This window comes from Cytobacillus sp. IB215316, assembly GCF_033963865.1.
GTDB classification, from domain to species: Bacteria; Bacillota; Bacilli; order Bacillales; family SM2101; genus Nanhaiella; species Nanhaiella sioensis.
Genome location: NZ_JAXBMC010000001.1, coordinates 202,295 through 226,826 on the forward strand (window position 1 = coordinate 202,295; position 24,532 = coordinate 226,826).

The 24,532-nt window shown below is 35.8% G+C and carries 21 protein-coding genes and 1 other annotated feature; of the genes, 18 read left to right on the top strand and 3 right to left on the bottom strand.

What is annotated here, in order from left to right; all coding sequences use genetic code 11:
- Positions 1–47: 47 nt before the first annotated feature.
- Positions 48–257 carry a small acid-soluble spore protein SspI gene (gene sspI / locus SLH48_RS00925; protein WP_320256711.1) on the bottom strand — a complete coding sequence of 70 codons (210 nt, stop codon included), beginning with the start codon at positions 255–257 and terminating at the stop codon, positions 48–50.
- A gap of 287 nt (positions 258–544) precedes the next feature.
- Between sspI and SLH48_RS00930 the strand changes: the two genes are divergently transcribed.
- The 4 genes from SLH48_RS00930 (at position 545) to SLH48_RS00945 (ending at position 6,165) form a co-directional block, all read left to right on the top strand.
- Positions 545–1,300 (top strand): RNA methyltransferase, encoded by a 756-nt coding sequence (locus SLH48_RS00930; protein WP_320256712.1) that lies wholly within the window; start codon positions 545–547, stop codon positions 1,298–1,300.
- Positions 1,301–1,411: 111 nt separating this feature from the next.
- Positions 1,412–1,657: a binding site (T-box leader), on the top strand.
- Between the two features lie 247 nt (positions 1,658–1,904).
- Positions 1,905–2,939, top strand: coding sequence for a phenylalanine--tRNA ligase subunit alpha (gene pheS / locus SLH48_RS00935; RefSeq protein ID WP_320207690.1), 1,035 nt, complete (start codon positions 1,905–1,907; stop codon positions 2,937–2,939).
- A gap of 15 nt (positions 2,940–2,954) precedes the next feature.
- The gene (gene pheT / locus SLH48_RS00940; protein ID WP_320256713.1) at positions 2,955–5,369 is read left to right on the top strand and encodes a phenylalanine--tRNA ligase subunit beta; all 2,415 of its coding nucleotides are present in this window, start codon (positions 2,955–2,957) and stop codon (positions 5,367–5,369) included.
- A gap of 175 nt (positions 5,370–5,544) precedes the next feature.
- Positions 5,545–6,165, top strand: coding sequence for a C1q-like domain-containing protein (locus SLH48_RS00945; RefSeq protein WP_320256714.1), 621 nt, complete (start codon positions 5,545–5,547; stop codon positions 6,163–6,165).
- A 177-nt stretch (positions 6,166–6,342) separates the two neighbouring features.
- Here the strand turns inward: SLH48_RS00945 and rnhC are convergent, their stop codons facing one another.
- Positions 6,343–7,293, bottom strand: coding sequence for a ribonuclease HIII (rnhC, locus tag SLH48_RS00950; RefSeq protein WP_320256715.1), 951 nt, complete (start codon positions 7,291–7,293; stop codon positions 6,343–6,345).
- Between the two features lie 390 nt (positions 7,294–7,683).
- On the opposite strand from rnhC, the gene zapA reads away from it, so the two are divergent.
- The 10 genes from zapA to trxA all read left to right on the top strand — a co-directional run bounded on the left by zapA (position 7,684) and on the right by trxA (position 18,353).
- The gene (gene zapA, locus SLH48_RS00955; RefSeq protein ID WP_214481569.1) at positions 7,684–7,944 is read left to right on the top strand and encodes a cell division protein ZapA; all 261 of its coding nucleotides are present in this window, start codon (positions 7,684–7,686) and stop codon (positions 7,942–7,944) included.
- A 7-nt stretch (positions 7,945–7,951) separates the two neighbouring features.
- Positions 7,952–8,494 (top strand): CvpA family protein, encoded by a 543-nt coding sequence (locus tag SLH48_RS00960; protein WP_214481568.1) that lies wholly within the window; start codon positions 7,952–7,954, stop codon positions 8,492–8,494.
- 568 nt (positions 8,495–9,062) lie between these two features.
- Positions 9,063–10,778, top strand: coding sequence for a DNA polymerase/3'-5' exonuclease PolX (gene polX / locus SLH48_RS00965; RefSeq protein WP_320257138.1), 1,716 nt, complete (start codon positions 9,063–9,065; stop codon positions 10,776–10,778).
- A gap of 45 nt (positions 10,779–10,823) precedes the next feature.
- Positions 10,824–13,181 (top strand): endonuclease MutS2, encoded by a 2,358-nt coding sequence (locus SLH48_RS00970; protein WP_320256716.1) that lies wholly within the window; start codon positions 10,824–10,826, stop codon positions 13,179–13,181.
- An 11-nt stretch (positions 13,182–13,192) separates the two neighbouring features.
- Complete coding sequence (locus SLH48_RS00975; RefSeq protein WP_214481566.1) at positions 13,193–13,600, top strand: DUF350 domain-containing protein; 408 nt, start codon at positions 13,193–13,195, stop codon at positions 13,598–13,600.
- Between the two features lie 402 nt (positions 13,601–14,002).
- Positions 14,003–14,596: a TetR/AcrR family transcriptional regulator gene (locus SLH48_RS00980; protein WP_214481565.1), complete on the top strand. Its 594-nt coding sequence runs from the start codon at positions 14,003–14,005 to the stop codon at positions 14,594–14,596.
- A 209-nt stretch (positions 14,597–14,805) separates the two neighbouring features.
- Complete coding sequence (locus SLH48_RS00985) at positions 14,806–15,579, top strand: enoyl-CoA hydratase (RefSeq protein WP_320256717.1); 774 nt, start codon at positions 14,806–14,808, stop codon at positions 15,577–15,579.
- A gap of 51 nt (positions 15,580–15,630) precedes the next feature.
- Complete coding sequence (locus tag SLH48_RS00990; RefSeq protein WP_214481563.1) at positions 15,631–16,404, top strand: electron transfer flavoprotein subunit beta/FixA family protein; 774 nt, start codon at positions 15,631–15,633, stop codon at positions 16,402–16,404.
- Between the two features lie 373 nt (positions 16,405–16,777).
- Positions 16,778–17,755 (top strand): electron transfer flavoprotein subunit alpha/FixB family protein, encoded by a 978-nt coding sequence (locus SLH48_RS00995; protein WP_320256718.1) that lies wholly within the window; start codon positions 16,778–16,780, stop codon positions 17,753–17,755.
- A 283-nt stretch (positions 17,756–18,038) separates the two neighbouring features.
- A complete protein-coding gene (gene trxA / locus SLH48_RS01000) occupies positions 18,039–18,353 on the top strand; it encodes a thioredoxin (RefSeq protein ID WP_214481560.1) in 315 nt (104 codons plus the stop codon).
- Between the two features lie 175 nt (positions 18,354–18,528).
- On the opposite strand, the gene SLH48_RS01005 is transcribed toward trxA, so the two are convergent.
- The gene (locus SLH48_RS01005) at positions 18,529–19,140 is read right to left on the bottom strand and encodes a cupin domain-containing protein (RefSeq protein WP_320256719.1); all 612 of its coding nucleotides are present in this window, start codon (positions 19,138–19,140) and stop codon (positions 18,529–18,531) included.
- A 358-nt stretch (positions 19,141–19,498) separates the two neighbouring features.
- Between SLH48_RS01005 and SLH48_RS01010 the strand changes: the two genes are divergently transcribed.
- From SLH48_RS01010 to SLH48_RS01025, 4 genes are all read left to right on the top strand, one after another.
- Entirely contained in the window at positions 19,499–20,707 is a 1,209-nt protein-coding gene (locus SLH48_RS01010) for a hypothetical protein (RefSeq protein WP_320256720.1), read from the top strand.
- Positions 20,708–21,069: 362 nt separating this feature from the next.
- Positions 21,070–22,020: a lysylphosphatidylglycerol synthase transmembrane domain-containing protein gene (locus SLH48_RS01015; RefSeq protein WP_320256722.1), complete on the top strand. Its 951-nt coding sequence runs from the start codon at positions 21,070–21,072 to the stop codon at positions 22,018–22,020.
- Positions 22,017–23,474 carry an alkaline phosphatase family protein gene (locus tag SLH48_RS01020; RefSeq protein WP_320256723.1) on the top strand — a complete coding sequence of 486 codons (1,458 nt, stop codon included), beginning with the start codon at positions 22,017–22,019 and terminating at the stop codon, positions 23,472–23,474. Before SLH48_RS01015 ends, SLH48_RS01020 begins: the two co-directional genes overlap by 4 nt.
- Complete coding sequence (locus SLH48_RS01025) at positions 23,474–24,235, top strand: glycosyltransferase family 2 protein (RefSeq protein WP_320257139.1); 762 nt, start codon at positions 23,474–23,476, stop codon at positions 24,233–24,235. Before SLH48_RS01020 ends, SLH48_RS01025 begins: the two co-directional genes overlap by 1 nt.
- The last annotated feature ends 297 nt before the right edge of the window (positions 24,236–24,532 follow it).

The following is a 24,532-nucleotide window of genomic DNA, read 5'->3' on the forward strand; positions in this document are numbered from 1 at the left end:
CCCTTTCTCTCCCCTATATGTTCAAAATTTCTTTCATTTGCTGTTTATCATTGTTTCAATCCATCTTCAAGTGTTTGCAACATTTCATGTTTTTCCTCTTCAGATGCATTCTCCCAAATTACTTCAAATAAAACGCCTAGCCCAGGTAACATTTTTTCTTCTCCTCGTTGAATGGCATCAACAATTGTATTTTCTAATTCTTGTTGTGAATTTCCAGATACGTTTGTAAGGATTGCTTGACGCAAGTTTAAGTTCATATTTATCATCCTCTTCATTGTGTAATGTAATATAGCGATAGTTTTTGTGTATTTCACTGTTATTATGTATAATAGGTAAAGTTTAAATATGGCTCTTTTCGTAAATTTTATTGCTATGGTCCCCATATTAGTTCCAAAAAAAGTGGTTTTACATGTTAGTTATCGTTGTATGGAAGAAAAGATGCCATGAATACTAGTTGTGTACGTGTTTATTTCTTAATACGAAAAACAATAATTAATGCAAAAACAGCCTTAAATATTGAGCAAAATAAAAGGAGTTTACTTAGTTGAGACGAATTGAATCCTCTAAAAATCCAAAAGTGAAGCAATGGAAAAAGCTTCATACAAGAAAAGAACGAGAAAAAAAAGGACTTTTTCTCGTTGAAGGTTTTCATATGGTGGAAGAAGCACTATATACAAATGGTACGGTGAATGAGCTAATTATAAATGAAAAAACTGAAATACCATCAAAGTGGGATATAACGAATATAGATGTTACATACGTCAATGATGAAATAATAGCAGTTATAAGTGAAACTGAAGCACCTCAAGGTATATTTGCAGTTTGTAACAAATTAACATTGGACACTAGTTTAGATAATAAAAATAAATATTTACTTATTGATGCTGTACAGGATCCAGGAAATGTTGGAACGATCATCCGAACTGCAGAAGCGGTTGGCATTGATGCGATTGTTTTAGGAAATGGGACTGTTGATGCATATAATCCAAAGGTACTTAGGGCAACTCAAGGAGCGATCTTTCATGTACCAGTTGTAAAAGGAAGCCTTGTCGATTGGGTGAGACTATTGAAAGAAAAGAATGTATCTATCTTTGGTACATCTTTACAAAATGGTGTCGATTATCGGGAGATTACCCCACGATCCAAATTTGCTTTATTAGTTGGAAACGAAGGTAATGGGGTAAATGAAGAACTGCTAAAAAGTACGACATCTAACATTTATATACCTATATATGGAAAAAGTGAATCATTAAATGTTGCCGTTGCAACGGGGATTGTACTTTATCATTTTCAACAATAAGGTTGCATAAGCAATTATTTTTAAATATAATAAAGCAATAGTTATTTTGTATAAATCAAAATAGTGTAAATGAGTGTTCTGTTTCAGTACTTTGAACAACCTCTATAAATATTAAAAACTTTGACAGAGAAGAGTAGCTTATCGATCGCCATGTAGGGAGAAAATGCCGATGACTGAAAGCATTTTTATGGTAGAAATAAGTGAATTCACCTCTTGAGTTGGCACTTAGACCATTTTGGCGTTGGCTAAAATGTAAAGGTGTACCGGGCCTAGTTCCGTTATCTAAATGAAGTGAACAGCTTTCAAGACTTCGTAGCTGTTAACAAGGGTGGTACCGCGATATACCTCGTCCCTTCTTTTAGGGACGGGGTTTTATTATGCTTTCAAAGTTTGTTAAGAATTGTCTAGCTCCATTACTTGTAGGGGAGTGATTGAAGACAACAATTCACAGTTACTTAACAGTTGTTATTGAATGTCATATGTTTTCTGAGATATGTAGCTGTATTTATATGCTCGAAATCATGGCTATTTCATGGGAGATCGCGCTATAATCCAGCGTTTGTTAAAAAGCATGAAGCTTGTTAATTAAAAGGAGGTATAAAACATGCAAGAACGATTAAAGGAGCTTCAACAAGAAGCAATTGAAAAAGTTAACTTAGTAGAAGATTTAAAGCAGTTAAATGATATTCGTGTCCAATATTTAGGAAAGAAAGGCCCTATTACAGAAGTATTAAGAGGTATGGGTAAGCTATCCGCTGAGGAAAGACCTAAAATGGGGGCTTTAGCGAACGAGGTAAGAGAAGCTATTCAAACTGCATTAGAAGAAAAGAAAACGAAACTAGAAAAACAAGCAGTCGAAGAGCAATTAGCATCCGAAACAATTGATGTCACGCTGCCAGGTAGGCCGATTGCTGCTGGGAATCCACATCCTTTAACGGTCGTTATTGAAGAAATTGAAGATTTGTTCCTTGGTATGGGTTATACGATAGCAGAGGGGCCAGAGGTTGAGCAAGATTACTATAATTTTGAAGCATTAAATCTACCTAAAGGACACCCTGCCCGTGATATGCAGGATTCCTTCTTTATATTAAACGATATTTTACTTCGGACACATACTTCACCAGTGCAAGTAAGAACGATGGAAAAACATCAAGGTAAAGGGCCTGTGAAAATCATTTGTCCAGGGAGAGTGTATCGACGAGATACCGACGATGCAACACACTCGCATCAATTTATGCAAATAGAAGGACTTGTAGTTGATGAAAATATTAGCTTAAGCGATTTAAAAGGTACGTTAGAAGTATTCGCAAAGAAAATGTTTGGTGATGAAAGGGAAATTCGTCTTCGTCCTAGCTTTTTCCCGTTTACAGAACCATCGGTTGAAGTTGATATTTCATGTATGAAATGTAGTGGTAAAGGTTGTAACATTTGTAAAGGTACAGGCTGGATTGAAGTACTAGGGTCAGGGATGGTGCATCCAAACGTGCTTGAAATGGCGGGTTTTGACTCGAAAAAATATTCAGGCTTTGCCTTTGGAATGGGTCCAGATCGAATAGCGATGTTGAAATACGGAATTGATGACATACGTCACTTATATACAAATGATCTTCGTTTCTTAAAACAATTTAACCGAGCTTAATGAGGAGGGATAAACATGTTAGTCTCATATAAATGGTTACAGCAATATGTCGATGCATCTGCTGTAACTCCTGAAGAACTTGCAGAAAAATTTAATCGTACTGGTATTGAAGTAGAAGTAGTAGAATCTTTAAATAAGGGCATAAAAAATGTTGTTGTTGGTCATGTGTTGTCAAAGGAGCAGCATCCAAATGCTGATAAACTAAGCGTATGTAGCGTTGATATCGGTGATAGTGAACCTGTTCAAATTATTTGTGGTGCGGCAAATGTCGCTGCAGGACAAAAGGTAGCCGTTGCAAAAGTAGGTGCGGTATTACCTGGAAACTTCAAAATTAAAAAAGCGAAGTTAAGAGGCGAGGAATCCCATGGGATGATTTGTTCACTTCAAGAGTTAGGAATTGAAGCGAAGGTCATTCAAAAAGATTATGCAACAGGTATCTTTGTTTTTCCTAACGATGTTGAAGTTGGTAGTGACGCACTCGAACAGCTTAACTTAGATGATCATGTGTTGGAGTTGGAGTTAACAGCGAATCGATCTGATTGTTTAAATATGTTAGGTGTGGCGTATGAAGTAGGTGCAATGTTGGGGAAAGAGGTTGAACTTCCTCGTTTTCAACTACAGGAAAGCAATGACATGGCTTCAGATTTAGTTTCAGTGAATATTGAAGATCATGACGCTAATCCACTATATATTGCTAAGGTAATAAAAAATGTCAAAGTAGGTCCATCACCTTTGTGGTTACAAACTCGCCTCATGGCAGCGGGTATTAGACCGATCAATAATGTAGTTGATATTACGAATTATGTCCTACTTGAATACGGTCAACCATTACATGCGTTTGATTATGACCGTTTTGGATCAAAAGAGGTACTTGTGCGTCGTGCTAAACCTGGAGAGGAGCTTACTACGCTAGATGATGTAAAACGCTCATTAACAGAAGATGACCTTGTCATTACAAATGGAAATGAGCCTGTAGCGCTTGCTGGGGTTATGGGTGGAGCTGATTCTGAGGTCCGTGCAGATACTACAACGATTTTATTGGAAGCTGCTTACTTTAACAGTGGTGTCGTACGAAGTAGTTCTAAAAGCCATGGATTAAGGAGCGATTCAAGTGCGCGTTTTGAAAAAGGTATAGATCCGAAACGAACGCAAGAAGCGGCAAATCGAGCAGCATATTTAATGATGGAATATGCTGGAGGAGAAATCGCTAGTGGTGAGGCCATCAGTGATACACTACAACTACAACCTGTTGTCGTGTCGGTGTCTGTTCAACAAATCAATCGTTTACTCGGGACGTCAATTTCGAATGAAGAAGTTGCTAGCATTTTTCATAATCTCCAGTTCTCATATACTGTAGATAATGATGTTTTTGTTGTCACTGTTCCAACAAGAAGAAACGATATTTCAATTCCAGAAGATTTAGTTGAAGAAGTAGGGAGATTATACGGTTATGATAATGTCAAATCGACTCTCCCTATCGGTGAAGCTAGACCAGGTATATTGACTCCTTATCAAGCGAAACGTCGTAAAGTACGTCGTTATCTTGAAGGAGCAGGCTTATATCAAGTAGTGAATTACTCATTAACGAGTGAGGAAAAAGTGAAACAGTTTGCATTAGAAGAGGCAGATCCAGTGCGTTTAGCCATGCCGATGAGTGAAGAGCGTAGCATGCTACGTTTAAGTTTAATACCTCATTTACTTGATGTAGTAAAACATAATAGTGCTCGACAAATTGAAGATATTGCAATTTATGAAACAGCATCGGTATTTGTATCATCTGATAAAGATGCACTGCCAAATGAAAAGGAACATGTTGCTGGAGCATTGACTGGCCTTTGGTCATCCCACTTATGGCAAGGTGAGAAGAAAGCAGTAGATTTCTATGTCGCAAAAGGTGTTTTAGATGGCTTATTTAGCCACTTAGGTTTGGAGGAGCGCATTCAATACAAACAAATAAAACAAGATCTTCTTCATCCAGGACGAACTGCACAAATCTTATTTGATGGAGACGTATTAGGTATCATTGGTCAACTTCATCCAATCACCCAAAATGAACTTGATTTACAAGAGACTTACGTATTTGAATTGTCATTAGAAAAGCTACTTCAAGCTGAAGTTTCGGAACTTAAATATAATCTCATTCCGCGCTTCCCTTCAATTACTAGAGATATAGCACTCGTTGTCAATAGTGAAGTAGCAGTTGGTGATTTAAAGAAAACAATTATAGAAACGGGTGGAGATCTGTTAAAGAATGTTTCGATCTTTGATTTATACGAAGGTGAGCATATGGAGCAAGGCAAAAAATCAGTAGCCTTCTCTTTACGCTATTTAGATCCAGAACGTACGCTTACTGATGAAGAGGTAACCTCTGTCCATGAAAATGTTTTAAAGGCTGTCGAAAATCAGTTCGATGCAAAATTAAGAGGTTAGTTTTGAACTATCATACTAAACGTGTTAATAAACATTAACAAAAGGTGTCTCGAGTTATATCGGGACACTTTTTTTATGTTAAGGCCTTTATTGTAAAAAAATGTATATGAATCCAAACACATATAAAGGTTTTTCATATATATGATTACAACTATGCAAGATGAGAGGTGAGAGAATGGAAAGTGAAAATTGTAAGTGTAAAGTGGTTCCACAACTACCATCTGGCCCACAAGGACCACCAGGTCCACCTGGATTAAGAGGGCTACAAGGAGCACGAGGACCGCAAGGACTACAAGGAACACAAGGAGCTACTGGTCCACCTGGATTAGATGGTGTTCAAGGCCCACAAGGAGCTACTGGTCCACCAGGCCCAGTACCGATGCTTAGTTTTAGAGCAGAAACTGGTGGTCAGGATATTCCAGATCCTTCAACCGCTTTAAAAGTAACATTCCCAAATGAAGATTTTGAATTTGGTGGAAACAATTATGATACTAGTACTTCCATATTTACTGCACCTTCGGATGGTGTTTATCATTTTAGTACATCGATACAAATTGAGACTTCGGATGGTGATGCCCAAACTACAATTAATTTAGTACTAAATAGCTTAACTAACATATCATGTCAATCAATTGAGGGACCGGGATGTTGTACCACAGATACGTTAATTCAATTGCAAAGCTTAGATACAATATGCGTTACAATAGATTATGATAGCCAACAGAGTGCGAATGGAAGTATTCCAATTAATAGAGTATCATGCCTCACTGGACATATGGTTCATACAACATCATGAACTTCAAAGGAAGTCATGAATATGACAAAGTGTCTCGGATCAATACTACGAGACACTTTTTTATATGCATGCTCTTCTTCTAGTTAGTTCATAATTTTGTACATACATAAGGGAAGAAAGGCGCTATGGTGTTTGTGCAATAGCATTATATAATGGTTATCCTATCACTGTTTATCTTTATACTAATTTCTTCGCCTTCTCGGTATTTGCGAAATGGTATTTAGTAAATTGTTTTAGCTTTTGAATACCGAACTTTGAAATTACTTTCGCAGCTGCTTTGTCAACCTGGGCGCCAGCTCCTTTTGGTAGCTCCATCCCACATTCTTTACTCAATTTAGTCATTTCTTTCAAAAATGCGTAACGTGCAATTATTGACGCAGCAGCTACAGCCATATGGATACCTTCAGCTTTCGTACTGAAATAAACATGGTCTTTAACGATTGTTCGCTCTTTTTGTAAATGTTTATAATAAGTCGACGGTTCAGCGAATTGATCAATTAATATCCCGTCATGCTTCGCTGGTTCAATTTTCTTTAATACGTGTTGAATAGCACGGTTATGTAGAATAGCTTTCATTTTTCCTTGGGTCATACCGCTAGTTTGTAGGTCATTATATTTTTCATTATGTAAAATAAGTAAACTATATGGAATGATTGATATGATGTCTTTTGCAATAGAACAAATCTTTTCATCTGTTAAGCCTTTCGAATCTTTCACTCCTAATTCCTTCAATAACGGAATGTGTTTTGTTTCAACGAAGGTAGCGACTACAGTAATAGGTCCGAAATAGTCGCCAGTCCCTACTTCATCAGAGCCGATAATTGAAAGAGTTGAAATGTTATCTGGCGGGGAATACTTTGTTTTCGCAGCTCCTTGTGTGGAACTCTTGTTAATCTTTTTACTAGAAGTTGAAGAGCTGTTTTGTTGTGACTCCCAAAGCTGTGCTTCCTGGCTTCCTTCTTTGCCTTGAAATAATACTTTTCCTGAACGATATGCAGTTATAGTAAACGTTGGTCCCTTAGCTATAAAAATAGCTCCTGGTGGTAAAGCACCACCACTGATATTTTCATAGTGTTTTTTCATTTTATTGATGGTAGCTTTATCAACTGTAATAACAGAATTAGCCAACTATAAACAACCCCTTCACAGATTCATTTTATGAAGTAATGCTCTTTTCCAAAATTTCGTTACTATTGATGTGAAAAACGAATAGCTAGATTATATATGATAGGTATAGTGTTTCAAGAATAAAGGTGTTACGGGTGTTGTATTCGTCTATGTCATAGAATACGAAAATACAATGAGGATGAAAGCTGCCAAAAGGAAGCTAATAGCATCAACTATCATACACTAGAGGCAAATTCAGAGATTTATATAAATATAGTACCCCATGATCTTTATACCCTCATTATACCTTCATTATACTCTGTATTCATTTCTATTATGGAATTCTTTCCACAACTACTTTTTTCATGGTATGATAAAGATTAGGATTTTGATGAAATGGGGGACAACAAGTTGTCAGAGAAATCTAAAACGAGAACAACTGTTGATATATATGGTCAGCAATATTCAATTGTAGGCTCAGAGAATACTAGTCATGTGCTAAAAGTAGCTTCAATAGTAGATGAAAAGATGAGAGAGATAGGTCGGAAAAACCCTTATTTAGACGTTCATAAATTAGCGGTGTTAACCGCTGTTAACGTAGTTCATGATTACGTAAAGCTGACCGAAAAATATGAAAAACTAGAACAACAAGTAAATAAAGAAAAGGATTGAATTTTAAATGCTTGATCTTATTTTAATAATTATTCTTATTGCAGGATTTTTAATAGGCTTAAAGAGAGGATTCGTGCTTCAAATTATTCACTTCTTTGGGTTGATTGTTGCATTTGTTTTAGCATCAATCTATTATGACACTCTAGCACCCAAATTAATTCTTTGGATCCCATATCCAACAATTGGTGAAGGAAGCGCATTAAATTCTTTATTTGAAAATATGAACCTTGAGGATGCATATTATAGAGCGATCGCTTTTGTAATCATATTTATAATGGTCAAGATCATTATGCAGATCCTTGGATCGATGCTAGACTTTGTTGCTCATTTACCAATCTTAAAACAAATCAATGGATGGGCAGGAGCTATTCTAGGTTTCTTAGAAGTTTACATCATCTTATTTGTTGTGCTTTATATTGTAGCATTGTTACCAATAGACTTTATTCAAATGCCTATACAAGATTCATTTGTGGCTAATATGATGATAAAACACACCCCGATTTTTTCATCAATGATAAAAGATCTTTGGTTTGAGTATGTTGCGGGATAAATTAGGAGTGAGATCCGTCTTTAGAGGATAGTTCATCGACCAGTTGTTTTTGGTGTGAATTACCCTCTTTTTGTTTTCGCACTAAATAATAAACCCTTAGATATGTAACGTTCGTGGCATCTTTTGCATGAAGTCAGTTGATCACGGTTTTAATTTTGTCATAAGCAATAAATTTTACGACAATAGCCTTTGCTAGTTCGTAGTTGTACATTTTTTGAAAAAAACTGTATTATTTTTATAGAAAAGTAAGGCTTTTCACGATATACGCTCTTATGGTATGTTCAATTTTGGATACACCTTCTTATTGGCTCATCAGGAGCAATTTACGCCATTATTTCTAAGTGGCTGTTTTTACATAAAATGTTATTTTATACACAAAAGAATAAACATGAATACGACTAGGTTTCGTGGCAGTTGTTATAAAACAATGATTTTTGAGTAAAAACCTTCTAGTTAGGAGCTATAGCAAAAAAGTTAATAAAAAGAGCCTTTTGATAAGAATAAAGTAATGATAGCCATGACACTTTTCTTATAGTTAGAAAGAATTAAAGGAGTGGTATCGTTGGAGATGAATAAAAAAGAAATTATTAAGCTACTCGAAACAATTGCAATATATATGGAACTAAAAGGAGAAAATCCTTTTAAAATATCAGCATTTCGTAAAGCAGCAACAGCGTTAGAAAACGACGATCGAAGCCTTTCTTCAATTAATACCTTTACTGATATACCAGGAATAGGTAAAGGTACATCTGCGGTGATTTCGGAGTTTATTGAAAGTGGAGAGTCCTCTTTATTAACAGAATTGAAAAAAGAAGTACCAACGGGTCTTATTCCATTATTGAAATTACCTGGGGTAGGCGGCAAAAAAATTGCAAAGCTCTATAAAGAATTAGCGGTTGTTGACGCTGCTTCATTAAAGGAGGCTTGTATTGCAAATAAGGTACAAGCATTAGCAGGATTCGGGAAGAAAACAGAAGAAAAGATCCTTGCTGCTATTGAAGATATGGGCTCTCGTCCCGAAAGGTTACCCATTGCATTCATGCTTCCGATAGCTAATGAAATTGAACAGGCATTAGCATCCATGGAGGGCGTGATACAATATTCAAGAGCTGGCAGTTTAAGAAGAATGAAAGAAACAATAAAAGATTTAGACTTTATTATTGCTACAAATGAGCGTGATAAAGTTAGAAAACAACTTATTGAGCTTAAACATATGACCACTATCATTTCAAATGGAGACACAAAGGTTTCGGTTCAATTACAATATGATTATGAAGTTTCCGTCGATTTTCGCTTGGTTGCACCTCTTGAATTTGCGACGACTCTACACCATTTCACTGGTTCTAAAGACCACAATGTTCGAATGCGTCAATTAGCAAAAGAACGTGGTGAAAAAATTAGTGAATATGGTGTCGAGAATATAAATACAGGAGAAACGACGACCTTTTCTTCAGAAGAAGATTTCTATTCTTATTTTGACTTGAATTATATTCCACCTGAACTTCGTGAAGATGGTAGTGAAGTAACTACATCCTTTCATTCAAAAGACTTAATTTCCTTAGAAGATATTCAAGGTGATCTACATATGCATTCGACTTGGAGCGATGGTGCGTATTCAATAGAAGAGATGGCTGAAGTGTGTAGGGATAAGGGATATAAATATATGGCCATTACGGATCATTCACAATTCTTACGAGTAGCTAATGGCTTAACAGTTGAACGCTTAAAGGCTCAAAGAGAGGAAATTAGAAGGTTAAATAAAAAATATGATGATTTTGTCATATTCGCTGGTGTAGAAATGGACATATTACCAGATGGTACATTAGATTATGATGATTCAGTCATGAAGGATATGGATATTGTTATTGCATCCATTCACTCTAGTTTCTCTCAACCAAAAGAGGTCATCATGGAGAGGTTAACAACAGCATTACGTAATCATCATGTTGATATAATTGCTCACCCTACAGGCAGGTTGATTGGGAGGCGTATTGGGTATGATGTAGATGTTGATATGCTAATTGAACTCGCAAAGGAGACTAATACCGCGTTAGAGTTGAATGCAAACCCAAACCGTTTAGACCTTTCATCAGATCACCTTCGAAAAGCGCAACAGGCAGGATTGAAGATTGTCATAAATACGGATGCTCATAATATTGAAATGCTTGAGGATATGTCGATCGGTGTATCAACTGCAATGAAGGGTTGGGTAAAAAGCGGAAATGTGATTAATACATGGGACGTAGAAAGTGTTCGGGCTTTTTTACATCGACATGAGAAATAATACTAACATATATTTTACCTCTCCAAGCATAAGGAGGAAAACATCATGCTAGAACGAGTTTTAAAAACATTAGAATTTAACAAAATAAAAGATTTATTGGTTACTCATGTTGCTTCTTCATTAGGGAAAGCAAAGGTAGATACGTTATTGCCAGCTACAAAATTTGAAGAAGTAGTTAAATTACAAGAGCAAACAGATGAGGCTGTCAAAATACTTCGATTAAAAGGGAATGTTCCTTTAGGGGGTATTTTTGATATTCGATCAAACGTGAAAAGAGCAAAGATCAACAGTACGTTACATCCTGAAGAACTATTGGATATTGCAAATACAATATATGCGGGAAGGCAAATTCAAAAATTTACGAGTGATATGATTGAAGATGATCATGACATCCCATATTTTCACGAGTTAAGTTCTGAACTAATTCCATTTAGAGAATTGGAAGACTCAATTAAGCAATGTATAAATGATTATGGAGACATTTATGATCATGCTAGTTCTAAGCTGCGAACAATAAGACAGCAGTTAAGAACGAGTGAAGCCCGCATTCGTGAAAAATTAGAAAGTATTATTAGGTCGAGCTCAGCTCAAAAAAAGCTATCAGATGTTATTATTACAATTAGAAATGATCGCTTTGTTATCCCAGTAAAACAAGAATATCGGAGTTCTTACGGTGGTATCGTTCATGATCAATCTTCATCTGGTGCAACATTGTTTATTGAGCCGCAAGTTGTCGTTGAACTAAATAACCTTTTACATGAGGCAAAAATAAAAGAGAAGCAAGAAATTGAGAAAATACTGCATGAATTAACGGTAAATGTAGCAGAAGAAGCTGATGGGTTACTACATAATATTGATATACTAGCTGAAATTGACTTTATGTTTACAAAGGCAAAATATGCTCGCAGTATCAAAGCATCAAAGCCAGTGATGAACAATGATCGTTATATTAGATTGGTTAAAGCAAAGCATCCATTAATTGATCCTGATGAGGTGGTACCTAACGATATAGAGCTAGGAAAAGATTATTCTACGATCTTAATAACTGGACCAAATACTGGGGGGAAAACAGTTGCGCTAAAAACGATTGGTTTATGTACGTTAATGGCACAGTCTGGGCTGCAAATCCCTGCTGAAGATGGTTCTGAAATGTCTGTTTTCTCCTCGATTTATGCAGATATAGGTGATGAACAATCTATAGAACAAAGTTTAAGTACTTTTTCGTCGCATATGGTAAATATTGTAGACATTTTACAGCAGTTTAATAGTGAAAGCCTTGTGCTGTTTGATGAGTTAGGAGCGGGAACAGATCCACAGGAAGGTGCGGCATTAGCTATTTCTATATTGGACGAAGTCTACCAAAAAGGTGCAAGGGTGGTAGCTACGACACACTATCCAGAGCTTAAAGCATATGGATATAATAGAGATGGAGTAATTAATGCTAGTGTGGAATTTGATGTAGAGACGTTGAGTCCTACATATCGTTTGCTTATTGGAGTTCCTGGGAGAAGTAATGCTTTTGACATATCAAGACGTTTAGGCTTAGACGAACAGGTCATATATCGAGCTAAAAAGCAAATTAGTACTGAAAGTAATACTGTGGAGAATATGATTGCTTCCTTGGAAGATAGTAAAAAGCATGCGGAAGAGAAGCTAGAGGAAGCTGAGAGACTTAGGAAAGAAGCAAAGTATCTTCATAAGAAGCTTGAAGATCAAATGACTGAGCTTGCTAGTCAAAAAGATGTGATATTCGAACAAGCAGAACAAAAAGCTCGTGAAACTGTTAATATTGCAAAACAAGAAGCAGAATCGATTATTGGGGATTTACGTAAAATCCAAAAGGAACAATATGCACAGGTGAAAGAGCACGAGCTTATTGATGCAAAGAAACGACTTGAAGCTGCAGCTCCAAAGCTTAATAAAAGTAAGAATAATATCATTCGCAAAAAGAATGAACAAAGCCTCCAACCTGGTGACGAAGTGAAAGTAATTAGCCTTGATCAAAAAGGTCATTTACTAGAAAAGGCTTCATCGAAAGAGTGGCTAGTGCAACTTGGAATTATGAAAATGAAAGTGAAAGAATCAGATCTTCAATATGCTAGTCGCCCAAAACCGATAGAAACGAAGCCTCTTGTAGCAATCAAAGGAAAAGAGTACCATGTCAGCCTTGAATTAGATTTACGAGGTGAAAGATTTGAAAATGCGATACTTCGTGTAGAGAAGTATCTTGATGATGCAATACTTGCTGGATACCCACGTGTTTCTATCATACATGGAAAAGGAACTGGCGCTCTAAGAAAAGGAGTTCAGGACCTTTTAAAAAATCACAGAGCTGTTAAAAAAGTTCGTTATGGTGAGGCGAGTGAAGGTGGTTCAGGAATTTCTATTGTAGAATTGAAATAGGGGGAGCGAAAATGAGCTCATTTTGGGAAAATGAACTTGTGCAAACAGCAGCATATTACAGTGTTGTTGTGCTTTCAATTATTATATTTTTATCGATTTTTGAGATTGTAACAAAGTATAAAAATTGGGAACAAATAAAGAAAGGAAACATTGCTGTTGCCATGGCTACCGGAGGTAAGATTTTCGGTTTAGCGAATATTTTTCGATTTTCCATCGGTCATCATGATTCTTTATTAACGATGATGGGGTGGGGACTTTTTGGTTTTATATTACTCCTCAGTGGCTACTTTATTTACGAGTTTTTAACACCAATGTTTAAAATTGATGAAGAAATTGAGAGTGATAATAGGGCTGTCGGTTTTATTTCAATGATTATTTCAGTAGGATTATCCTATGTGATTGGAGCAGGGATAGGTTAGGAGAGATTAGTAAGAATGGAAACTTTAGCAAAAGTTCTACTTGTATTATGTGGAATCTTTGTATTAATAGGCATCATATATATGCTTTTCTTTACGGGGTAAGAAAAAGGATAGCTAGTCTACGTAAGTGTAATATACAATAATATTTAGTACCCTTTCACATGAGCATACGGTGAAAGGGTCTATTTAGTCACTATATACTTGACAAGAAAAACAGTCCTGTTTTATTATTAAAATATGAATGACGATTCATTCATTTAATGAGGTGAGTGTTCAAAAGGAGGATAAGAAGGTTAGAAGAGCAGGGCGTGTAACTTGCTGTATTGGCATAGACTGCTGTAACGTCCAAAAGCATCATTTTTACCATTCTTTTTGAACATCCTTTTGAAGGGACGAGTTATAGTGAAGCGTAACAAACCGAAATACAAGAAAATCATTGATGCAGCTGTAATCGTAATTGCAGAGAATGGCTATCATCAAGCTCAAGTTTCAAAAATTGCAAAACAAGCTGGGGTTGCAGATGGAACTATATATTTATATTTTAAAAACAAAGAAGATATATTGATATCTTTATTTCAAGAGAAAATGGGGAGTTTTATAGAAAAAATTAGTGAAGAAATTGCAGGAATGGAATCAGCTAAAGAGAAGTTATTACTGTTGATTGAAAAACACTTCAAATTATTATCAGATGATCATCATTTAGCGATCGTTACTCAGTTAGAATTACGTCAATCTAATAAAGAGCTACGTGTGAAAATAAACGATGTGTTAAAAGGCTATTTAAAAGTATTGGACCATATAATACTTGCAGGAATCGATAGAGGTGAATTTCGCAAAAATTTAGACATACGCCTTGCAAGACAGATGATATTTGGAACGATTGATGAAACAGTAACATCGTGGGTAATGAATGATCAAAAGTATGATCTAGTGACATTAGCATATCCTCTGCACCATTTAGTAGTTAGCGGATGTGGGTCAACTGAGATTAGTTAATTAAACAAATGGTCAAAACTGGAGTTCTTTTCCAGTTTTGACACTGCAAATGGCTTGTCTTCACACATAAGTGTACCACTATGGTTTTATGATCATTTCCTTGAAATGAAAATTTCACCAATTGCATAAAACCTCGCTTTGATGTTGTAGTATTAAAATATAACAATAAAAGTTGTGAAAAGAGCCTTTCAGAAAGAAGGGGTGAACGTATGGAATATACAAAATGTCATATAGCAAACTATGTCGCAACAGTTTCACTGGATCATCCTCCAGCGAATGCTGTGTCATCTTTAGTTTTGAAAGAGCTTTCAAAAAGATTAGATGACTTAGAAAAGAATGAAGATGTGAGAGTCATTTTATTACAAGGTGAGGGGCGCTTCTTTTCCGCAGGAGCTGATATAAAGGAATTTACGACTGTATCGAGCAGTGAAGAGTTTTCAGTCTTATCAGAAGCTGGTCAACAATTATTTGAAAGAATTGAGTTATTTTCAAAACCTGTTATTGCAGCAATTCATGGAGCTGCGCTTGGCGGAGGCTTAGAGCTTGCAATGAGCTGTCATATACGCATTGTAACCGACAACGCAAAGCTTGGCTTGCCAGAACTTCAATTAGGTTTAATACCAGGTTTTGCAGGAACACAGCGTTTACCACGTTATGTAGGTACTGCTAAGGCAGCTGAATTGATGTTAACGAGCGAGCCAATTTCAGGTTTGGAAGCTGTAAAGTTAGGCTTAGCTAACCACGCATTTCCAGAAGAAGTTATGTTAGAAGAAGCTAATAAACTAGCTTTAAAAATAGCTGCAAAAAGTCCAATATCTGTTTCAGCTGTAATTGAATTATTAAGATACACAAAAGCTGATCAATACTATGCTGGAGTTAAGCGGGAAGCAGAGCTTTTTGGGAAAGTATTTGCAACAGAAGATGCTAGCGAAGGTATTAGTGCATTTCTAGAAAAAAGAGCACCAACTTTTAAAGGAAAGTAACAATAGTTTGTGATGTTAAAATATTTTGAAGAGTAAATTGGAGGGAATAGAATGAACATCTATGTATTATTAAAAAGAACATTTGATACTGAGGAAAAAATTGTTATTTCAAATGGTGAAATAAATGAAGATGGGGCTGAATTCATTATTAACCCTTACGATGAATATGCTGTTGAGGAAGCAATTCAAATTCGAGATGAGCATGGTGGAGAAATAACTGTCATAACTGTTGGAGGAGAAGAATCTGAAAAGGAACTTCGAACAGCGTTAGCGATGGGATGCGATAAGGCTGTATTAATTAACACAGAAGAAGATTTAGAAGAGAGCGATCAATATTCAACTGCTAAAATAATTGCAGAGTATTTAAAGGAACAGGAAGTTGATTTAATTTTAGCAGGGAATGTAGCAATTGATAGTGGCTCTGGTCAAGTTGGTCCACGCGTTGCAGAAATACTTGGGATACCGTATGTTACTACAATAACAAAACTAGACATTGATGGTAGTAAAGCTACAGTTGTCCGTGATGTAGAAGGAGATTCAGAGATTATTGAAACGACATTACCATTACTTATCACAGCTCAACAAGGTTTAAATGAGCCGCGTTATCCATCACTTCCAGGTATTATGAAAGCTAAGAAAAAGCCGTTAGAAGAGCTTGAACTAGATGATTTAGATTTAGATGAAGACGATGTAGCTCCAAAAACGAAGACAATTGAAATATATTTACCGCCTAAAAAAGAAGCAGGAAAAATATTAGCAGGCGACATTCCTGATCAAGTAAAAGAACTCGTATCGTTACTACATTCTGAAGCGAAGGTTTTATAAATTTATTCTTAGGTAAAGGCTCTTTTCTTAAACTTTATTACTATAGTTCCTAAACGAGAAGTTAAAGGTGTCGTTTTACTCAATAATCATCTTTTTATAGAAGAAAAGATGCCACGAAATCCAGTTGTATTCGTGTTTAACTATTAATACGAAAAACAACAATCTATGCGAAAACAGCCTAGGTAAATGAGGATTGCATGGAAGTTATTCAAGATGGCAAGGGCTGACTTTGGGTGGAGTAGGGGTTCCATGTGCCATGCTCCAGTATGCATTATCAAGTGGTCACTTAGTCATTTCTACATGAAGGCACTTGTCGGAGGAGATAAAACCGCTTGTGCTAATCTTAAAAATAGTGTATTCGGGAGGAATAAAAATGGCTAGAAAAGTTTTAGTACTAGGTGAAGTTCGTGATAACACATTACGTAATGTGTCGTTTGAAGCGGTTGCAGCTGCAAAAACAGTTGCAGAAGGCGGCGAAGTAGTTGCAGTACTAATAGGAGATGCTGTATCAAGTGTAGCTAATGAAATGATCTATTTCGGTTCAGACCGTGTTGTTATAGTAGAAAATGAAAAATTAAATGCATATACTACAGATGGTTATTCTCAGGCACTTCTTGCTGCAATTGATGCTGAGCAACCGGACGGAATCGTGATTGGGCATACCGCTCTAGGTAAAGATTTAGCACCAAAAATTGCGAGTAAACTTGACAGTGGATTAATATCTGATGCAACTGCTGTGGAAAGTGTAGGAGGGAATATTGTATTTACTCGCCCTATCTATTCTGGTAAAGCATTTGAAAAGAAGATTGTAACGGGTGACAAAATCTTTGTTACAGTACGTCCAAATAACATTGCTCCACTAGAAAAGGATGAAGCTAATACAGGTGAAGTTTCTTCATTAACAGTAGATATTAAGGACCTCAGAACAATTATTAAAGAAGTCGTTAGAAAGGCTTCCGAGGGAGTAGATCTGTCAGAAGCTAAAGTAGTTATAGCTGGTGGTAGAGGTGTAAAAAGTGAAGAAGGGTTTGAGCCATTAAAAGAGTTAGCAGATGTACTTGGCGGGGCAGTTGGTGCTTCACGTGGGGCTTGTGATGCGGAATACTGTGACTACTCGTTACAAATTGGTCAGACTGGAAAAGTTGTCACACCTGATCTATATATAGCATGTGGCATTTCAGGCGCTATTCAACATTTAGCAGGTATGTCTAATTCGAAAGTTATCGTTGCAATTAATAAGGATGCAGAGGCAAATATCTTTAATGTAGCAGACTATGGAATTGTCGGTGATTTGTTTGATGTTGTGCCGTTACTAACAGAGGAATTTAAGAAATTAAAAGTTCTTTCATAAATTTAAACACAAAATGGTGTAGTCAATAGAAATAACCTTTTGACATGTGCTAAAAGGACTTTCCCTGTGCTTACTAAATAAGTAACAAGGGTGAAGTCCTTTTTACAATGCTAGACGACAGAAAATCCCCTTAAAGAACAAGATTAGTTAATTTGAAATTTACTGAAGTAAAATATAATCTTGAAGGTAAAAATACAACTGAAGCAAAAAATTAGCATCCAAAACCATACAGTGATATACTTTGATGTATCAAAAGAAGTAGATAATTAGGAGGAAGATAAACATGGCAATTTCACATGTTACTGATCAAAATTTTACAGCTGAAACTAGTGATGGAGTAGTACTAGCAGACTTTTGGGCACCATGGTGCGGACCTTGTAAGATGATTGCTCCAGTACTTGAAGAGTTAGATCAAGAAATGGGAGATAAAGTTAAAATTGTTAAGCTTGACGTTGATGATAACCAAGAAACTGCAGCAAAATTTGGTGTGATGAGCATCCCAACATTATTAGTTTTCAAAAATGGTGAAGTAGTTGATAAAGTGGTTGGTTTCCAACCTAAAGAAGCATTAGCTGATTTATTGTCAAAGCACGTTTAAGCGATAAATAACATTGTAAATTAGCAGGGAGATAATGACAAAATGTATAAGTGTCTTATCTCCTTTTTTATTATTATTTACTAAGGTTCTTTTCATTTTTACTAACGAATGATGATTATCACACAGAAGTCTCTAACTTGGCTGCTTCGGTTTATCGTAATAGAGGTAATCGTTATTAGTAAGAGTATTCATATTTAATGAAATATGTGGTTTGGTTTACTTGTAAATCAACAGGCTCATCTTCATATATATAAACTCTTTTATTTTTATAGTCTACAAATGCTTGCACCTCCTTGTTATATTCCCCTTGGTGTACTCCTTCTATTTGAAGAGTGGAGAAAGAAGAATATTGTGATTCTACTACTCTTTGTTGGTTTGAACGAATGATACGCTGTTCTATTGGTAGATGAATAACCATTGGATCATCATCGGCTACATATTTATACTCGATTGCTGTTGATGAAATAAAAAACTCTCGTGGCGATGCAAAAATAAGCAGATGAAGTGGGTTTTTTGTATTATTTTTGTAGCCATGAATAACATTTTTCCATCCTAAAACAAGATCTCCTTCTGTAGCAGTTATCGATTGATTGTTAGATACGTAATAAGTCAATTCTCCTGAAAGAACGACTGCGCAGTCTTCACCAAAGGAGTGTATATGTGGTTTGATCTCCTCTTGAGGTAGTAGCACACATTCGAATAGTGCCGTATTTTTGGAAGCACTTTTAAAGATGGCTTCTAATTTTGAAGCTGAAACAGGTGTATTCACTAAATCTAAAACCTTCATTTATATTCCCCCTTTGAATAATGCTCTTTTTTCTTAAATTAGTTGCTATTATGAGAATAGGAAAGACGCCACTATTGCTAGATGTATATATTCGTTTATATGTAAGGGCGAAAAGCAACAATCAATGCGGAAGCAACCTTGAATAATTTAAGCTTACATAACAAACTTGACCTCAGCATCGTAAAGAAGGATGAGAATTGTTACAACTTTTGGTTGAATTGACTAGTAATCTATGAACTAGCAATCAACCTTTTTTATGAAATACCATTGACATTGAAAATCATTCTCTGTATAATTCAACCTGTAATGAAAATCATTATCAATAAACAAACACAACACATTCAGGGAGAGGTTTTTAGTGAATAAGAAAAAAGTTATTACTTTATTTTCAAGTATAGTATTTGCTGGCGGTGTGCTAGCAGGATGTAGTTCTGATACAGAGGAAACATCTACTGATAAAAAAGAAGAAGCATCTGTTGAACAAGTTGAGGAACAACAAACTTCTGATGAAACTACTGAGGTATCTGTAGAAGATTCGATTACATCAAAGCAAATTGAAGCATATAAATTAATGATTGAAGAGCTAGGTAATGCAAAAGAAGGAAATCCAGTAGATTGGGATAAGGTAGGTAGCTTATACGAGGCAGACCTTCAAGATGCGGTCACTGAAACAAATGGTGATTTCGATCAAGCGATTGTAACGGCAAAGGATGCAGCAGCAGCAGGTGAGCTAGATGCAAATATTGCCAAACAAATAATTGATAAGTTAACACAATCCTACTTCTATCATAAGCAAAAGAGTTTACATAAAGATGTGATTGCATTTTTAGAAGAGGAAAAGCAAGCAGATGCTGAATTAGCTTTTGCAGAATTAAAGCTTTTAGCAGAAGAAGTGATTATACCAACAGCTGTGAAACGTGATAGTTACTATGAATTAACTGATACTTCTAGTATGGAACAGAGCATTCAAGCAGGGCTTGCGGCTCAAGAGATAGCATTAAATGAAGGAAATATTGAAGATTTTTCAGTACTTGTTCAATTAACTGATAAATCAATTTACCGTAGCTACTATTTAGCAGCTCAATCTTACGCAGAAAAAATTGAAGCAGCAGTAGCAGAAGGTAATGCTGATGAATTAAACCTAACGATCATGCAAGCTGAAGCATGGGGCTTCTTCCAAGCAATTAAAGGATCTTTATCAGGTGGTGATGAAGCTGCTGCTCAACAGCTAGATGAATTATTCTCTCTGAATATGACAAATCCTGTTGACATCAAAGCAGAGCAAGTACATGACTTATTTACAAAAGCATTTGTAGGAAAATCAAAGGTATACCACGGGAAAGTAGTAACTGCTTTAGAAGAAGGTAACGTGAATGAAGCGACAATCGAAGCATTAGAAGGAAATATGTTTGTTAAAGCTATCGAGCTAGAGCTTGGAGATGACAGAATAGCACTCCTAGAACAAGCAGAAAAATGGTATGATGCAGTTAGCGAGAATAAGGGTGATGAAGCAGCGCCTATTAGTGAATCAATCGTTGCTACACTTGACAAATTAATCAATGAATAACATAGAAGCCGCTCTTTGCGGCTCTTTGTTTGAGAAAAAATAACATTGCGAAAAGGAACTTTTCGTAGGGCACTGTTCGTAAACTTTGTTGTAAGATGAGTTTTAAGAGAGTTAAATATTATCAAAAAGTTGCCACAAACACTAGATGTTTACGTGATTATATCTCAGAAGGAAGAGCAACAATCAATGCGTAAGCAGTCTTTCGTAAACTTCAATGCAATTTAAACTTGTTAGGTAAGGTAGGTCATTGGATAAATGTCATGGACTATAGTGTATCCAAACAGCCTTTGTAAAAAATATATTTTAAGTATTATTTATGGTAATATCTTAAGGTACAGAGTAAAGATGAATGGGAAGAGAGTATGAAAAGAAGTAATCTTTCACTGTTGGTAAAAGCAATTGGGATTTGTTCTGTAGTTATCTTTATAATCTTATCATCCACGCTGTTTAATAGTTCTGACTTGCTATTATCAATAAAAAAACTTATAAATACACCACTATTATTGGCTGTCATGTTTGTAGTTTATGGATTGTCATTTATCTTGCGGTCGTTAGCCTGGAAATGGTATGTAAATGGTAAGGTTACGTTAATCACTTGTATGCAAGGCATCTTCTTAAGCCTTTTTGTTAATCATGTAGTACCTTTCAAAGTTGGAGACGTTGTTAGAGTCGGAGTGATGGCAAAGAAGGAGAAGCTAATCCGACTAGATGAGGTATTACATTCAGTCGTTGTATTACGCATCATCGATATGGCCATCTTAATGTCAATATCAGGGTTTGGATTTATAATTATATTAAAAAGCTTCCCATTGCAGCAATCTATTTTTTTCTATGGTGCTGTTTTTTTCATGGTTACTATTATGGCCATTTTTTTTATAAGAAAGTTTGCCAATCTTGTGAGAAGGCATTTTGCTTTGTTGAAAAATGCGTTAAAAGGTTGGAAGGGGTTTTTAATCATTTCGACAGTTTTATTAAGCTGGATATGTGAAGGAATTGTCGTATACGGTGTCGCTCTCCTTTATCAAGGTAATCTCGCTTTTTTGCATTCAGTATGGGTAAATAGTTTAACTGTCGGTGGCCAAGTGTTTCAGGTAACTCCTGGCGGACTTGCCACCTATGAAACGGTTATGACATTTGCCATTACTAGTATAAAAAACATCACAATGAAAGAGGCATACGAGATTGCAATTATTAGTCATGGTTTTAAATTTATTTTTTCGTTTATTGTAGGTATAATAACAATTATTTTCACACCAGTTTCTGTTAGTTCTATCATCACTTGGATAAAAAGAAAAGGAGGCTATTCTTCATGAAAAAGGCGTCAAAATTTGAGAAGTTTGCAGCTCGGTGCTGGAATCTTTTGAATGAAGGGAAGCCATTCACACCTATTTTTGTAATAGGAACGATGCTTCTATTTAATCTTACGACTCTTTTTGAGGGACAATCGTTTTCAGCATTTCTATTAAGCTTTATTTTAATACTCCCTGTGTTTATTCTATATTTCATTTATGATTTTCCATTGTTTTTACGTAATTATTTATGGATACCATTTGTTATTTATTTAATTATTTGGAACAGTGTTAATGTCCCATTACTACTATTTGCTTTAGGGTTATATTTCTTTTTTACTGTCTTTTTTTGGGGTACATTGTATTATCATTTGCGCATTGGAACAACGTGGTGGAACTTTACGCGTTTTTGGAAGCTCGTACTAAAAAATAGTGATTCAACGAGTGGTAATGCACAAGAGCAATTACCAAAGTTCTTATTACTTCTGTCATTGTGGAATTTAACATTTGAACAAATGCACATGGATTTTGAATTATCATACTCACCTTTATTAGCATTTTATGTCTTTTTATTATTATTTGCATGGATATTACATCGAAATTTGTTTGATTGGAAGCCAAAAATAATAAGTGAAAAAACAAATAACGCTCCAGAACAAAAGGAAGCGATGAGTGATAAAGTAGTTGTCTTGGTCGTTGATGGTATGAGAAAAGAGCGATTTGAAGAGGCGAATACACCCTTCTTAGATTATTTAAGAAAAAATGGTACAGACTATTCTCAAATGGAAACGTTATATCCAGCTAGAACAGTTGTATGCTTTACTTCAATGTTTACTGGAACATATCCTTTTGAACACGGTATTAAATCAAATATGGTGTGGAAATTAGGAATTAAAGTTGAGAGTATCTTTGACTCATTGCGAAAAGTAGGTAAAAAAGGAAGGCTGCTAGGCATCGCACATTTAGTTGACTCAATGGGTGATGATGTGGAAACCGTTACAGCAGTTATGCATAATGATGTTGCAGACAGAAACATCATTGATAGAGCAAAGCTAATTATGAGCGAACAAGATCCGGATTTACTAGTCGCCCAGTTAATTAGTACAGACCAAACAGGTCATAGCCGTGGTGTTCTATATGATGAATATATTCAAAAAATTGAAGAAGCAGATACTTTACTAAAGGAATATGTTGATTGGCTAGAAGAACAAGGAAAGATGACAAACACAACAATTATCGTTTGTGCTGACCATGGACAAGCTGATGGGATAGGTGGTCATGGACATTTAGATGAGGGAGAACGCTATGTTCCATTTTTTATGTATGGAGCAAATATCGAAAAAGGTAAGCGAATTGACGACAAGCAAAGTCTCGTTTCAGTTGCGCCTACAATCGCATACTTATTAGGTGCTCCCTACCCTAGTCATAGCCGTGGACCAGTTTTAGTAGATGCGATAAGAAAGGGCGTTCACAAATGATGATGAAGCAAACTGTAATCGTATTTTTACCAGCCCACAATGAAGAAAAATCAATCGCTGAGGTTATTAAAGCAATCCCTAGATACTTTCATGACAGGTTAGAAGTAAAAGTACTCGTTATTGATGATGGCTCCACAGATCAAACGGTGAAAGTAGCACGAGAGGCAGGCGCGGATTATTTTTATCAATTTTCATCAAACCAAGGTTTAGGAGCAGCTGTTAGAAAGGGGTTAGAGGAAAGTGTTAGGTTAGGTGGACACATCAGTGTAATGATAGATGCTGATAATGAATATCCAGCAACACAAATCCCTGATCTTTTACAGCCAATCTTATCAGGTGAATATGATTATGTAATGGGTTCACGCTTTCTTGGGACAATTCAAGGAATGAAGCTTCATCGCAGGTTAGGAAATTATTGCTTTACATTTATGCAATCCATCCTACTAAGAAAATGGATACATGATGGACAATCGGGTATGCGGGCATTCTCACTACAGGCGATGAAAAATGCTGAGATTATTCATGATTACAATTATGCCCAAGTTATCACGCTAAATTTAGTAAGAAAAGGATTTCGTGTGAAGGAAGTTCCCATTAAGTATCATGTGAGGACAAAAGGCAAATCTTTTATTAAATTTAATTCTTATATGACAAGTGTCCTACCTGCAATAATAAAAGAAATAACAAGGCCAGTCGAACAAGTAGAAATAGATTACAATTATCACATATTACCATTAGAAGCAGCGAAAAAGAGTAGCTAATTTCACAAAATTATGTCAGTAAAATATGGTTTTGTATCATCAATGGATAGAAGATACATGTCACTAGTACGAAAAGCTATAATTCTAACTTGTTAAGAGATCTACAGAATGACGTATGAATAGCTAAAATGCTTTTTTAAAGATGTAGGAGGTGTTTGTGCCTATTGCAACACCTTCAAGCCTCTCAAACCGTATCGGTCTGATTTGAAATCACTTAATATGTGCTAAAGCTTCGTCACATTTTAATGAAATTTTTCCTGACAGGCTTCAAGCAAGAACTTTACGTTTAAATAACAT